Consider the following 13,295-nt stretch of genomic DNA (forward strand, 5'->3'; position numbering starts at 1 on the left):
CCCGGCCCGGTATCCGAACCGCCGAAGCCACCAGGCACACCTCACTCCCATGGCAACCACCACGGTCGCACCGCCGAGCGGCGCCGGCACTTCCCGCACCGGCGCCGCCCGGACGGCGTTCCTCCTGCTCGGGGCGGTCGCCGCGCTGGCCCTCGCGCTCTGCGCGAGCGTCATGTTCGGCAGCCGCTCCACCTCGTTCGGCGACGTCCTCGGTGTGCTCGCAGGCAGCGCCGACGAGAACGTCACCGCGATCATCGAGAGCCGCTACCCCCGTACCGCCCTCGGCGTCCTCGCCGGACTCTGCCTCGCGGTCGCCGGCACCCTCATGCAGGGCGTCTCGCGCAACCCGCTGGCCGAACCGGGCCTCCTCGGCATCAACGCGGGCGCCTCCGCGAGCATCGTCGCCGCGACCGCCTGGTTCGGGGCCTCCGGGGCCACCGACACCATGTGGTGGGCGCTGCCCGGCGCGCTGGTCGCCGGGGTGCTCGTCCATGTCATCGGCTCCGCCGGTACGGGCACGAGCGTGGTGCGCCTGGTGCTCGCCGGGGCCGTGCTCACCGCCGTGCTGATGGCGTTCATCCAGGCGGTGACGCTCAGCAAGCCGCAGGTCTTCGACAGCTACCGCTACTGGGTCGTGGGGGCCCTCGGCGGCCGGGACTTCGACGTGTTCTGGTCCGTGCTGCCCTTCGCCGCCGTCGGCTTCCTCCTCGCGCTCGCCCTCGGCCCCGGCCTCAACGCCCTCGCCCTGGGCGACGCGACCGCCGTGGCCCTCGGCTCGGACCCGGCGCGTACCCGGGGCGGCGGGCTGCTCGCCGCCACCCTGCTCAGCGCCGCCGCGACCGCCGCCGTCGGCCCGATCGCCTTCGTCGGCCTGGCCGTACCGCATATCGTACGGGCCCTGGTCGGTGTCGACTTCCGGGTCCAGCTCCTCTTCGCCGCGCTGCTGGGCCCCACCCTGCTCCTCCTCGCGGACGTCGTGGGCCGGGTCGTCATGCGGCCCACCGAACTCATGGTCGGCGTCGTCACCGCGTTCATCGGCGCACCCGCGCTGCTCATCGCCGTACGCAGGATGCGGGGCACCCCATGACCGTCACCGAACCCCTCCGCGAGCCCCTCAAGGCCCCGCGCGGCCATCTGGTCATCGGCCGTACCGTGGCGATACCGATGCGCCGGGCCTCCGTCCTCGCGGGCGCCGGGCTCTTCGTGCTCCTCCTCGGGACCGCCGTGGCGACGCTGACCTGGGGGCGCCTGGGCCTCGACCTCGCCGACCTGCCCGCCGCCCTCCTCGGGGACGCCGAGGGCAAGGACCGCTTCGTCTTCAACCGGCTGCGCGGCCCCCGCCTCACCGTCGCCGTCGGGGTCGGCGCCGCGCTCGGCCTCTCGGGCGCGCTCTTCCAGTCCGTCACCCGCAACCCGCTCGGCAGCCCCGACGTCATCGGCCTCTCCGCCGGGGCCGGGGCGGGCGCCGCGATCTGCGCGCTGATGTTCCCCGGCACGGTCCCGGTCGCCGTCGGCGCGCTCATCGGCGCGGTCGCCGCGATGGCCCTGGTGTACATCTCCACCGGGACCGGCTTCCGCAATCCCGCCCGGCTCGTCATCGCCGGTATCGGGGTCGCCGCGATGGGCGCCGCCGTCACCCAGTACGTCGTCTACGCCCTGGAGCGTGACAAGGCCTCCGTCCTCACCGCCTACGTCAACGGCAGCCTCACCGCCCGCTCCTGGACCGACGCCACCACCATCTGGCTGGTCCTGCTCACCGCGGCCCCGCTGACCGCGCTGATCTCCCGGCGCCTCGACATCGGTGAGATGGGCGACGACATCGCCGAAGGGCTCGGCTCGGAGCCGAGGAAGGCCAAGACCCTCGCCGTGGTCCTCGCCATCGCCCTCTCGGCGGCCGCCGTCAGCGTCTCGGGACCCATCGCCTTCATCGCCCTGACGGCCCCGCAGATCGCCAAGCGCCTCACCCGCGGATCCGGCCCCCACCTGCTGCTCTCCGGCCTCACCGGCGGGCTGCTGCTGGTCGCCGCCGACCTCTGCGCCCAGCAGTTGCCGCTCTTCGAGGACCTGCCGGTCGGGATCTACACCATGGCGATCGGGGGCGCGTACCTCGGCTGTCTGCTGATACGTGAGTGGCGCCGGGGGGCGCTGTGACAGCCCGGCCCGGTCCGCGCCGCGAAGGCGCCCGGAACGATGACGACTGGTCACGTACAGGTTCGTCGACCATACTGCCCGCCGTGGAGCAGAGCATAGATTCGAACAAGAAGCCCGAGTTCGCCGCAGGCACCGACCCGGCGTTCATCCCCCTCCCCGGCCTGGCGGCGCCCGCCGGGGCCCGGAAGACCGAAGCGGAACCGGAGGACGGCCCTCAGGCGGACCCGGAACTCGACGAAGCGCCCGAAGCGGCGGCCGAGGAGGCTCCTGAGCCTGAGGCCGACGCTACGGCCGATGCGGAAGCGGAAGCGGAGGCTCCCGAGGACGGCCCGGTCTTCGAGGTCAGCGACCGCCGCGGGTCGATCCGGGTGGCCCGGGAAGGCATCCGGTTCACCCTGGACGACCAGGAGGCCGACTTCGACTGGTCCGAGATCGGCGCGGTGGAGATGCACCCGGCCCGCTTCGGCCGCCGGTTCACCGTGACCGTGCACCTGTCTACCCGCCGCTGGTTCAACGCCGAGGTCGAGGCGGAGAGCCGGGCGCGGCTCAAGGAGTGGCCGGCCGAGCTGGACGCCGTCCTGGACGCCTACTTCGAGGAGTCCTGAGCGGGCGGCCGCGCCCCGGACACCGCTGAGCGGCCCTCCCGGCGCCTTGGCGTCCGGGGGCGGTCGGCGGTGTCCGGGGCGGGCGGTCCCGGAGGGTGTCCGAGGGCGGAGGGCGCCGAAAAGTGTCCGGAGGCGGGCGGTTCCGTACGGGCCGGAGCCGCCCGTCACTCGCCGCGCGAGGCGTCCTTACGGCCCCGGACGCGCATCACGACGTACCAGCCCACCGCCAGCACGGCCAGCCCGAGCACGACCTTCGACAGGATGCCGACGTACTCCCCGACCACGTCCCAGCTGTCGCCCAGCCAGTAACCCGCCAGCACCAGCACGCTGTTCCACACCAGGCTGCCCGCCGTCGTCAGCCCGACGAACACCGGCAGCGGCATGCGCTCCACACCCGCGGGCACCGAGATCAGGCTCCGGAAGACCGGCACCATACGGCCCAGCAGGACCGCCTTGGTGCCGTGCCGGGCGAACCACTCCTCCGTACGCACCAGGTCGGCGGGCTTGACCAGCGGCAGCCTCGCCCACAGGGCGTGCATCCGCTCCCGACCGAAGACGGCCCCGAGCCCGTACAGCGCCAACGCCCCGACCACCGAGCCGAGCGTCGTCCAGAACAGCGCGGAGGCCAGGCTGAGCACGCCCTGCGAAGCGGCGAACCCGGTCAGCGGGAGGATGATCTCGCTCGGCAGCGGCGGGAACAGGTTCTCCACGGCGATGGCGAAACCGGCGCCCGGCCCGCCGAACGTCTCCACCAGGCCGGTGGCCCACCCCGCTATGCCGCCCTTCGGCTCCTCGGCGGCGACGGGCAGTGCGAGGTGCATGAAGGCTCTCCGGCGTAGGGGTGTCGGGTGCGCGGAGGGGCGTCGGCCGCCTCCTGCCGCCCATCCTCCCTCAGGCCTGGTCCAGCACCACCGACCGGGTCAGATGGCGGGGCGCGTCCGGGTCGAGCCCCCGCGCCGCCGCCCGGGCGATCGCCAGGCGCTGTACGCGTACGAGGTCGGCCAGCGGGTCGAGTCCGCTCTCCACCCATTGGGCGCCCGTGGCGCGGACCTGCTCGGCCAGGCCCTCGGGGGCGGCGCCGAACATCCAGGTCGCGGTACCGGACGTGGAGATGCTGACGGGCCCGTGGCGGTACTCCATCGCCGGGTAGGACTCCGTCCAGGCCAGCGACGCCTCCTTCATCTTCAGCGCCGCCTCATGGGCCAGGCCGACCGTCCACCCCCGGCCGAGGAAGGAGAACTGGGTGCGCTCCAGCAGCCCTTCCGGCAGCGGCTCGGCGAGCGCCGTCTCCGCGTCCCGTACCGCCTCCTCGGTGTGCAGGCCCAGGTGGGCGCGGAGCAGGGTGAGCGCGGACGTGGCGAACCGGGTCTGCACGACCGACCGTTCATCGGCGAAGTCGAGGACGACAAGACCGTCGGCGGCCTCCCGCACGGGCGTGTGCGGATCGGCCGTGACCGCCACCGTGCGCGAGTCCGGGCGCACGCGCTCCAGCAGCTCCAGCACCTCGGTCGTGGTCCCCGAGCGGGTCAGCGCGACGACCCGGTCGTACGCGCGCCCGTACGGGAACTCGGAGGCGGCGAAGGCGTCCGACTCACCCTGGCCCGAGCCCTCGCGGAGCGCCGCGTAGGCCTGCGCCATGTAGAAGGAGGTGCCGCAGCCGACGACGGCGATCCGCTCACCGGCGGCGGGCAGGACGGCCCGGTGCTCGTCGGCCAGTGCGGCGGCGCGGCGCCAGCAGGCGGGCTGACCGGCGATCTCGGTCTCGGCGTACGACACGTCTGCACTCCACGGGACGAAGGGCGGATGGAGCCTCGATGTTGAATCCTGCACATTACATGCAGGTAACAAGCAGGAACAAGCACGGTGCGCGGGGTGCGGAGTCGAACGCCCGGCTCCTGTGCGACGCTTGCGGCGGTCCGGCCACCGGCGACCGCGTTCCCGGGAAGCGCGGAGCCCGGCACCGGACGGTGAAGGAGACGCACGTGGCCAGGGACGCCCGGTGGGACGCGCTGCTGGAACTGGTCGGCAAACACGGCAGGGTGGAGGTCGAGGAGGCGGCGGCCGCGCTGGAGGTGTCGGCCGCGACCATCCGCCGCGACCTGGACCAGCTCGCCGAACAGCACCTGCTCACCCGCACCCGGGGCGGAGCCGTCGCGCACGGTGTCTCCTACGAGCTGGCGCTCCGCTACAAGACCGGCCGCCACGCCCCCGAGAAGCAGGCCATCGGCCGCGCGGTCTCCGGACTGGTCGCCGTCGGCGAGGTGGTCGGCCTGACCGGCGGCACGACGGTGACCGAGGTGGCCCGCGCACTGGCGGTGCGGCCCGACATCGTCGGCGAGACCACGGTGGCGGGCGGGCAGCCGACGCTCACCGTCGTGACCAACGCGCTCAACATCGCGAGCGAGCTGGCGATCCGGCCGCAGATCAAGATGGTCGTCACCGGCGGCGTCGCCAGGCCGCAGTCGTACGAACTGACCGGACCGCTGGCCGTCGGCGTGATGAACGAGATCACCCTCGACGTCGCCGTCCTCGGGGTCAACGCCATCGACATCGAACGCGGCGCCTACGTCCACCACGAGGGCGAGGCCAGCGTCAACCGGCTCCTCGCGGAGCGGGCGCAGCGGGTGGTGGTCGCCGCCGACTCCTCGAAGATCGGCAAGCGGGCCTTCGCCCGGGTCTGCGACCTCGGTCTGGTGGACGTGCTGGTCACCGACGCGCACATCACGGCGGAGGCGAAGGACCGGTTCGGCGAGGCGGGCGTCCAGGTCATCACGGTGTGAGGGCCCAGGTGCGGTGCGGGAGCCCGGTGTGAGTGACTCGATCCGGCCGTTCGCCGTGTCGTTGGTACGCCGAACGGGTGAGGGGCGAGAGGATTGCCCGATGAACAGTGAGCGCAGCCGGCGCGCATGCGACCGGCTTGACGACGGGGTGGCCCTGTGAGCAGGTACGACAGGTACGACAGATATGACGCCACCGACGAACAGTGGGAGGGGCTCGCCCAGGTCGTACCCCTGCGCGGCCGCGACGAGTGGCCGTCCCGGATCGACCACCGCACCGTCCCGGACGAGCGCGTGGCCGAGCAGCGCCGCCTGGTCGTGCTGCGGGTGCAGGTCTTCGCGGACGCCCGCGAGGTCGCGGAGTACCTGGTCGCCCAGGTCCCGGTGCTGCTGGACCTGACGGCGGCGGAGACGGACGTGGCCAAGCGCATCCTCGACTTCAGCAGCGGCGTGGTCTTCGGGCTCGGCAGCGGTATGCACCGCGTCGACCGGAACGTCTTCCTGCTCGCCCCGGAGGGCATGGAGGTCGAAGGGGTCACACCGGCGGGGCTCGCCCAGTCGTAGGGCCCTGGCCGCCGTGGGGCCTCGCCTTCCCGCCCCTCCTCACGTACCCCTCCTCACCGGCCTCGCCGCCGGACGCCTCTCGTGGGCGTCCGGGGCGGCGGTGTCCGAGGGCGGTGGTAGACCTGGGGCCGTGACAGAACTCGATGTGGCAGAACTCCAGCGCCGACTGGCCGCGTTCGCGGCGGCGCGGGACTGGGGGCAGTACCACACCCCGAAGAACCTGGCCTCCGCCCTCAGCGTCGAGGCCTCCGAACTGGTCGAGATCTTCCAGTGGCTGACGCCCGAACAGTCCGCCCGGATCATGGACGAGCCCGAGGCCGCCCATCGCGTGGCCGACGAGGTCGCCGATGTGCTCGCCTACCTCCTCCAGTTCTGCGAGGTACTGGGCATCGACCCGCTGCGGGCGCTGGCGGCCAAGATGGACCGGAACGAGAAGCGCTTCCCCGTCCCGAACCCGCCGGAACCCCAGGATCGTCACTCTTCGGAGTGATCGAGTTATCCACAATCGATTTTGTGTCCACAGATTTCCGATTTCCTCTGGCCTTACGGTGCCAACTACCTCACTGTGGGTAATGAAAGAGATGAGCGGGTTTTCGTGAGGACGGGGGAGACACATGGAAGCGGAGCGACTCATCCAGTCCGGGCGGCGGGCGCTGGCCGAGAGCCGGGGCGCGCTGGAGGTGATGGCGGAGGCCTGGCAGGCGCAGGCCCTCGCGCGGACGGTCGGCAGCCGGCTGGCGCTGTTCGGCCCGATGGAGTTACGGGGCGAGGCGCGGGCCCTCGGTGAGATCGGTGTCGGATGCGCACCGCCGGACCACCCGGCGGTCCTCTCCCGGGGCACACGGGCCACGCAGCTCTCCGGGATCGCCGATGTGCGGGCGGCCCTGACGAGCCTGGCGCTGCTCCTGGGCGAGGCCGGGATAGCGCTGGTCTCGGTGGCCTGCGACACCGGGGAGGACGGGCTCTACTGGCAGTGCATCGAAGCCATGGACGCCGCAGACGAGTCGCTGGACCGGGTGCACGGGCTGCTGAGACGGCTGGGGGAGCGGGAGAGGGAGCGGGACGGCCCCTACGGCGGGATACGCGGCACCGCACCCTCGGCGGCGGGGCCCTGAGGAAGAGAGGCCGCCGAAGAGGCAGGATGGGTGCATGGATCTTCGAATCTTCACCGAGCCCCAGCAAGGGGCGAGCTACGACACCCTGCTCACCGTCGCCAAGGCCACCGAGGACCTCGGCTTCGACGCCTTCTACCGCTCCGACCACTACCTCCGTATGGGCTCCGGCGACGGACTGCCCGGCCCTACCGACGCCTGGATCACCCTGGCCGGCCTCGCCCGCGAGACCAAGCGGATCCGGCTCGGCACGCTCATGACAGCAGGCACGTTCCGGCTGCCCGGCGTGCTCGCCATCCAGGTGGCCCAGGTCGACCAGATGTCCGGCGGCCGGGTCGAACTGGGCCTGGGCGCGGGCTGGTTCGAGGAGGAGCACAAGGCCTACGGCATCCCGTTCCCCAAGGAGAAGTTCGGCCGGCTGGAGGAGCAGCTGGCGATCGTCACCGGCCTGTGGGCGACCGAGGTCGGCAAGACCTTCAGCTACGACGGCACCTATTACCAGCTCACCGACTCGCCCGCGCTGCCGAAGCCGGCCCAGGCCAAGGTGCCCGTCCTGATCGGCGGCCACGGCGCGACCCGCACCCCGCGCCTCGCCGCGCAGTATGCGGACGAGTTCAACATCCCCTTCGCCTCCCTGGAGGACAGCGAGAAGCAGTTCGGCCGGGTCCGGGAAGCGGCCAAGACGTTCGGGCGCGACCCGGACGACCTGGTGTACTCCAACGCCCTGATCGTCTGCACCGGCAAGGACGACGCCGAGGTGGCCCGGCGGGCGGCGGCCATCGGCCGGGACGTGGAGGAGCTGAAGGCCAACGGGCTGGCCGGTTCGCCCGCCGAGGTGGTCGACAAGATCGGCCGGTACGCGGCGATCGGCTCGTCCCGGATCTACCTCCAGGTCCTCGACCTGGGCGACCTGGACCATCTGGAGCTGATCTCCTCGCAGATCCAGTCCCAGCTGACCTGACCCGCGCCTCCCGACAGGAGAGCCGGACGAGGAGGAGATGGCAGTGGACTCCGGCCGTACGCTCGCCGAAGCGCTGGCGGAAGGGCCCGTCCTGCTGGACGGCGGGCTCTCCAACCAGCTGGAGGCACAGGGGTGCGACCTCTCCGACGCGCTCTGGTCGGCCCGGCTGCTGGCCGACGCGCCGGAGCAGATCGAGGCCGCCCACCTGGCGTATCTGCGCGCCGGAGCACAGGTGCTCATCACCGCCGGCTACCAGGCCACGTTCGAAGGGTTCGCGCGCCACGGGATCGGTCCCGAGCGGACCGGGGCGCTGCTCGCCCGCAGCGTGGAGCTGGCCCGGCGGGCGGCCGGAGCGGCCCGCCGGGCCGGCCCCGGGCGGGAGGTCTGGGTCGCCGCCTCGGTCGGCCCGTACGGTGCGATGCTCGCGGACGGCAGTGAGTACCGGGGGCGGTACGGACTCACGGTCCGGGAGCTGGAGCGTTTCCACCGCCCCCGGGTGGCGGCACTCGCCGAGGCGGGGCCCGACGTCCTGGCGCTGGAGACGGTGCCGGACGTGGACGAGGCCGAGGCGGTGGTGCGGGTGGCCGAGGAGGCCGGGCTGCCGGTCTGGCTCTCGTACAGCGTCGCGGGCGGCCGGACCCGGGCCGGGCAGCCCTTGGAGGAGGCGTTCGCGGTGGCCGCCGGGCGGCAGACGGTGGTGGCCGTCGGGGTCAACTGCTGCGATCCGGCCGAGGCGGAGGAGGCGGTGCGGGTGGCGGTGGAGGTCACGGGCAAGCCGGCCGTGGTCTACCCCAACAGCGGGGAGGGCTGGGACGCGGAGGCGAGGAGGTGGACCGGGACGAGCACCTTCGACCCGGGGCGGGTGCGGGCCTGGACGGGGGCCGGGGCGCGGCTCGTCGGCGGGTGCTGCCGGGTGGGGCCGGAGCGGATCAAGGCGCTGGCGGGGCTGCTGGAGCGCTGAGCCGAGGAGCCGGCGGGGTCACCGCCGGAGTGGTGAAAATGCCTGGTGGGAGCCGGGGGCGGAGACCATACTCGGACAGGTGTTCCTGACGATCAGTACGACCGGCACCCCTGAACGCCCCGCCACGGACCTCGGCTTCCTGCTGCACAAGCATCCCGACCGGGCGCAGGCGTTCTCCACCTCGCACGGCACCGCGCACGTCTTCTACCCCGAGGCGTCCGCCGAGCGCTGCACGGCCGCACTCCTGCTGGAGGTGGATCCGGTGGCGCTGGTCCGGCGCGGCAAGGGCAAGGGCCGGGGCGGTGCGCCCGACGCGGCGCTCGCGCAGTACGTCAACGACCGCCCCTACGCGGCCTCCTCGCTGCTCTCGGTCGCCCTTGCCGCGGTGTTCAAGTCCGCGCTCGGCGGCGTCTGCCGGGCCCAGCCCGAGCGGGCCGAGGCTCCTCTGCCGCTGCGGATCGAGGTGCCCGCGCTGCCCGCCCGGGGCGGTGCGGAGCTGGTGCGCAAGCTGTTCGTGCCGCTCGGCTGGGAGCGGGTCGAGGTGACGGAGGTGGCGCTGGACGAGAAGTTCCCCGCCTGGGGCGCATCACGCTACGTACGCCTGGTGCTGGACGGGGAGTTGCGGCTCGCCGACGCCCTGCGCCAGCTCTACGTCCTGCTCCCGGTCCTCGACGACGCCAAGCACTACTGGGTCGCGCCCGACGAGGTGGACAAGCTGCTGCGGGCCGGTGAGGGCTGGCTGGCCGACCACCCCGAGCGCCCCCTCATCACCCGGCGCTATCTCTCCCACCGCTGGGGGCTGACCCGCCAGGCCGACCAGGCCCTGGAGCTGGTCCGGCTCGCGGAGTCGGACGACCTGGACGTGGAGAGCGTCGACAACGCGGTGGACGAGAGCACCGACACCGAGGAGAAGCCGGTCCCGCTCGCCGAGCACCGGCGCACCGCGATCCTCGAAGCGCTGCGCGGAGCCGGTGCCCACCGGGTCCTCGACCTCGGTTGCGGCCAGGGCCAGTTGGTGCAGGCGCTCCTCAAGGACGTGCGCTTCACCGAGATCGTCGGCGTCGATGTGTCGATGCGCGCCCTCACCATCGCCTCGCGCCGACTGAAGCTGGACCGGATGGGGGAGCGGCAGTCGGACCGGGTCGCCCTCCGCCAGAGCTCCCTCACCTACACGGACAAGCGGCTCAAGGGGTACGACGCCGCCGTGCTCAGCGAGGTCGTCGAGCACGTGGACCTGGACCGGCTGCCCGCGCTGGAGTACGCGGTCTTCGGCTCGGCGCGCCCGCGCACGGTCCTCGTGACCACGCCGAACGTGGAGTACAACGTCCGCTGGGAGACGCTCCCGGCCGGGCAGGTGCGCCACGGGGACCACCGCTTCGAGTGGACCCGGGCCGAATTCCGCGCCTGGGCGGGGAAGGTCGCCGAGCGCCACGGGTACACCGTCGCGCACCTGCCCGTCGGCCCGGACGACCCCGAGGTCGGTCCGCCCACCCAGCTTGCCGTCTTCACCCTGACCACGGAATCCACCGAGCACACGAGCGAGAGGAAGAAGGAGGAAGCCGCATGACGAACGACGACAGCAGCACCGACACCACCACCGGCGGCGCCTCCCGCACCCTGCCGGTGACCGACCTCTCCCTCGTCGTCCTCATCGGCGCCAGCGGATCGGGCAAGTCCACCTTCGCCCGCAAGCACTTCAAGCCCACCGAGATCGTCTCCTCGGACGTCTGCCGGGGCCTCGTCGCCGACGACGAGAACGACCAGAGCGCCAGCGGCGACGCCTTCGACGTGCTCCACCACATCGCCGGCAAGCGTCTGGCCGCCGGACGGCTCACCGTCGTCGACGCCACCAGCGTCCAGCCCGAGAGCCGCAAGCAGCTCGTCCGGCTGGCCCGCGAGCACGACGTGCTGCCCATCGCCATCGTGCTGGACCTCCCCGAAGAGGTCTGCGCCCGGCGCAACGCCGCCCGCCCCGACCGCGCCTCCATGCCCCGCCACGTCATCCAGCGCCACCGCCGCGAGCTGCGCCGTTCGCTGCGTGGCCTGGAGCGCGAGGGCTTCCGCAAGGTGCACATCCTGCGCACCGAGGAGGAGGCCGAGCGCGCCGAAGTGGTGCTGGAGCGCCGCTACAACGACCTGCGCCACCTCACCGGCCCGTTCGACATCATCGGGGACATCCACGGCTGCCGCTCCGAGCTGGACACCCTGCTCGGCAAGCTCGGTTACGTGGACGGCGCACACCCCGGAGGGCGCACGGCCGTCTTCGTCGGCGACCTCGTCGACCGTGGCCCCGACAGCCCCGGTGTGCTGCGCCGCGTCATGTCCATGGTCGCGTCGGGCAACGCGCTGTGCGTGCCGGGCAACCATGAGAACAAGCTCGGCCGCTATCTCGCGGGCCGCAAGGTCCAGCCGACCCACGGCCTGGCCGAGACGATCGAACAGCTGGAGCGCGAGGACGCCGAGCACCCCGAGTTCCGGCAGCAGGTGCGGGAGTTCATCGACGGCCTGGTCAGCCACTACGTGCTGGACGGCGGCAATCTGGTGGTCTGCCACGCGGGTCTGCCGGAGAAATACCACGGCCGCACGTCGGGCCGGGTCCGCTCGCACGCGCTGTACGGGGACACCACCGGCGAGACCGACGAGTTCGGGCTGCCCGTGCGCTACCCGTGGGCCGAGGAGTACCGGGGCCGCGCCGCCGTGGTCTACGGCCACACCCCCGTGCCCACCACCTCCTGGATCAACAACACCATCTGCCTGGACACCGGCGCCGTCTTCGGCGGGAAGATGACCGCGCTGCGCTGGCCGGAGCGCGAACGCGTCGACGTACCGGCCGAGAAGGTCTGGTACGAGCCCACCAGGCCGCTGACCTCCGAGGCCCCCGGGGGCCGGGAGGGCAGGCCGCTGGACCTCGCCGATGTGCAGGGCCGCCGGGTCGTGGAGACCCGGCACATGGGCCGGGTCGCCGTGCGCGAGGAGAACGCGGCGGCCGCGCTCGAAGTGATGAGCCGGTTCGCCGTCGACCCGCGGCTCCTCGCCTACCTCCCGCCGACCATGGCGCCCACCGCCACCTCGAAGGAGGAGGGCTTCCTGGAGCACCCGGCCGAGGCGTTCGCGCAGTACCGGGCGGACGGCGTGGAGCGGGTGGTGTGCGAGGAGAAGCACATGGGCTCCCGGGCCGTCGCCCTGGTCTGCAAGGACGTGGCGGCCGCCACCGCCCGCTTCGGCACGGACGGCCCGACCGGCGCCCTCCACACCCGTACCGGCCGCCCCTTCCTCGACGACCGGGCGCTGACGGAAGAGCTCCTCGGCCGGCTGCGTACGGCCGTCACCGCGGCCGGGCTCTGGGAGGAGTGGGACACCGACTGGGTGCTCCTGGACGCCGAGCTGATGCCGTGGTCGCTCAAGGCCGGTGGACTGCTGCGCTCGCAGTACGCCGCCGTCGGCGCGGCCTCCGGCGCGGTGTTCCCCTCCGCGCTCGCCGCCCTGGAGACGGCTGCCGCCCGTGGTGTCGACGTCGGCGACCTCTCCGTGCGGCAGCAGGGCCGGGCGACGGACGCGGCCGCGTTCACCGAGGCGTACCGGCGCTACTGCTGGTCCACCGAGGGGCTGGACGGGATGCGGATCGCCCCGTTCCAGATCCTCGCCGTCCAGGGCCGCTCGCTCGCCGCCGTCCCCCACGACGAGCAGCTGGCCTGGCTGGACCGGCTCGTGGAGCACGACCCGACCGGGCTGCTCCAGGTCACCCGCCGGCTTGTCGTGGACCCCGCCGACGAGGCGTCCGCCCGCGCGGGCACCGACTGGTGGCTGGAGATGACCGGGCGCGGCGGCGAGGGCATGGTCGTCAAGCCGCTCGGCGCCCTGGTCCGGGACGCCGGGGGGCGTCTGGTGCAGCCCGGCATCAAGGTGCGCGGCCGGGAGTATCTCCGCATCATCTACGGCCCTGAGTACACCCGCCCGGAGAACCTGGAGCGCCTGCGCTCCCGCTTCCTCGGCCACAAGCGCTCGCTCGCGCTGCGGGAGTACGCGCTCGGTCTGGAGGCGCTGGACCGGCTGGCGGACGGCGAGCCGCTGTGGCGGGTCCATGAGGCGGTCTTCGCCGTCCTGGCCCTGGAGTCGGAGCCGGTTGACCCCCGGCTCTGACGCCCGGTCCAACCCATGGGCGAT

Annotated in this window: 13 protein-coding genes; 11 read left to right on the forward strand and 2 right to left on the reverse strand. The window is 72.9% G+C overall.

The window, feature by feature from the left end; translation table 11 throughout:
• Positions 1 to 49: 49 nt before the first annotated feature.
• From D6270_RS26675 to D6270_RS26685, 3 genes are all read left to right on the forward strand, one after another.
• Positions 50 to 1,087: a FecCD family ABC transporter permease gene (locus D6270_RS26675; RefSeq protein ID WP_109163145.1), complete on the forward strand. Its 1,038-nt coding sequence runs from the start codon at positions 50 to 52 to the stop codon at positions 1,085 to 1,087.
• The gene (locus D6270_RS26680; protein ID WP_109163144.1) at positions 1,084 to 2,151 is read left to right on the forward strand and encodes a FecCD family ABC transporter permease; all 1,068 of its coding nucleotides are present in this window, start codon (positions 1,084 to 1,086) and stop codon (positions 2,149 to 2,151) included. The genes D6270_RS26675 and D6270_RS26680 overlap by 4 nt, the downstream gene beginning before the upstream one ends.
• An 83-nt stretch (positions 2,152 to 2,234) precedes the next feature.
• Positions 2,235 to 2,756, forward strand: a complete 522-nt coding sequence (locus D6270_RS26685) for a hypothetical protein (protein WP_109163143.1) — start codon at positions 2,235 to 2,237, stop codon at positions 2,754 to 2,756.
• 164 nt (positions 2,757 to 2,920) lie between these two features.
• Here the strand turns inward: D6270_RS26685 and D6270_RS26690 are convergent, their stop codons facing one another.
• Together D6270_RS26690 and D6270_RS26695 are read right to left on the reverse strand one after the other, a co-directional pair.
• Complete coding sequence (locus D6270_RS26690) at positions 2,921 to 3,577, reverse strand: DedA family protein (protein ID WP_109163142.1); 657 nt, start codon at positions 3,575 to 3,577, stop codon at positions 2,921 to 2,923.
• Between the two features lie 70 nt (positions 3,578 to 3,647).
• Entirely contained in the window at positions 3,648 to 4,532 is an 885-nt protein-coding gene (locus D6270_RS26695; protein WP_109163141.1) for an SIS domain-containing protein, read from the reverse strand.
• Positions 4,533 to 4,738: 206 nt separating this feature from the next.
• On the opposite strand from D6270_RS26695, the gene D6270_RS26700 reads away from it, so the two are divergent.
• The 8 genes from D6270_RS26700 (at position 4,739) to D6270_RS26735 (ending at position 13,271) form a co-directional block, all read left to right on the forward strand.
• Positions 4,739 to 5,536 carry a DeoR/GlpR family DNA-binding transcription regulator gene (locus D6270_RS26700; RefSeq protein ID WP_109163140.1) on the forward strand — a complete coding sequence of 266 codons (798 nt, stop codon included), beginning with the start codon at positions 4,739 to 4,741 and terminating at the stop codon, positions 5,534 to 5,536.
• A gap of 156 nt (positions 5,537 to 5,692) precedes the next feature.
• Positions 5,693 to 6,097 (forward strand): cell division protein SepF, encoded by a 405-nt coding sequence (locus D6270_RS26705; RefSeq protein ID WP_030572629.1) that lies wholly within the window; start codon positions 5,693 to 5,695, stop codon positions 6,095 to 6,097.
• 130 nt (positions 6,098 to 6,227) lie between these two features.
• Positions 6,228 to 6,587 (forward strand): nucleotide pyrophosphohydrolase, encoded by a 360-nt coding sequence (locus D6270_RS26710; RefSeq protein ID WP_109163139.1) that lies wholly within the window; start codon positions 6,228 to 6,230, stop codon positions 6,585 to 6,587.
• A 124-nt stretch (positions 6,588 to 6,711) separates the two neighbouring features.
• The gene (locus tag D6270_RS26715; protein ID WP_109163138.1) at positions 6,712 to 7,212 is read left to right on the forward strand and encodes a DUF6099 family protein; all 501 of its coding nucleotides are present in this window, start codon (positions 6,712 to 6,714) and stop codon (positions 7,210 to 7,212) included.
• Between the two features lie 34 nt (positions 7,213 to 7,246).
• A complete protein-coding gene (locus D6270_RS26720; protein ID WP_109163137.1) occupies positions 7,247 to 8,170 on the forward strand; it encodes an LLM class F420-dependent oxidoreductase in 924 nt (307 codons plus the stop codon).
• 37 nt (positions 8,171 to 8,207) lie between these two features.
• Positions 8,208 to 9,131 (forward strand): homocysteine S-methyltransferase, encoded by a 924-nt coding sequence (gene mmuM / locus D6270_RS26725; RefSeq protein WP_109163136.1) that lies wholly within the window; start codon positions 8,208 to 8,210, stop codon positions 9,129 to 9,131.
• A 79-nt stretch (positions 9,132 to 9,210) separates the two neighbouring features.
• The gene (locus D6270_RS26730; protein WP_109163135.1) at positions 9,211 to 10,698 is read left to right on the forward strand and encodes a 3' terminal RNA ribose 2'-O-methyltransferase Hen1; all 1,488 of its coding nucleotides are present in this window, start codon (positions 9,211 to 9,213) and stop codon (positions 10,696 to 10,698) included.
• Positions 10,695 to 13,271, forward strand: a complete 2,577-nt coding sequence (locus D6270_RS26735; RefSeq protein WP_109163134.1) for a polynucleotide kinase-phosphatase — start codon at positions 10,695 to 10,697, stop codon at positions 13,269 to 13,271. Before D6270_RS26730 ends, D6270_RS26735 begins: the two co-directional genes overlap by 4 nt.
• Positions 13,272 to 13,295: the final 24 nt, after the last annotated feature.

This window comes from Streptomyces griseus subsp. griseus (genome assembly GCF_003610995.1).
Classification (GTDB): domain Bacteria; phylum Actinomycetota; class Actinomycetes; order Streptomycetales; family Streptomycetaceae; genus Streptomyces.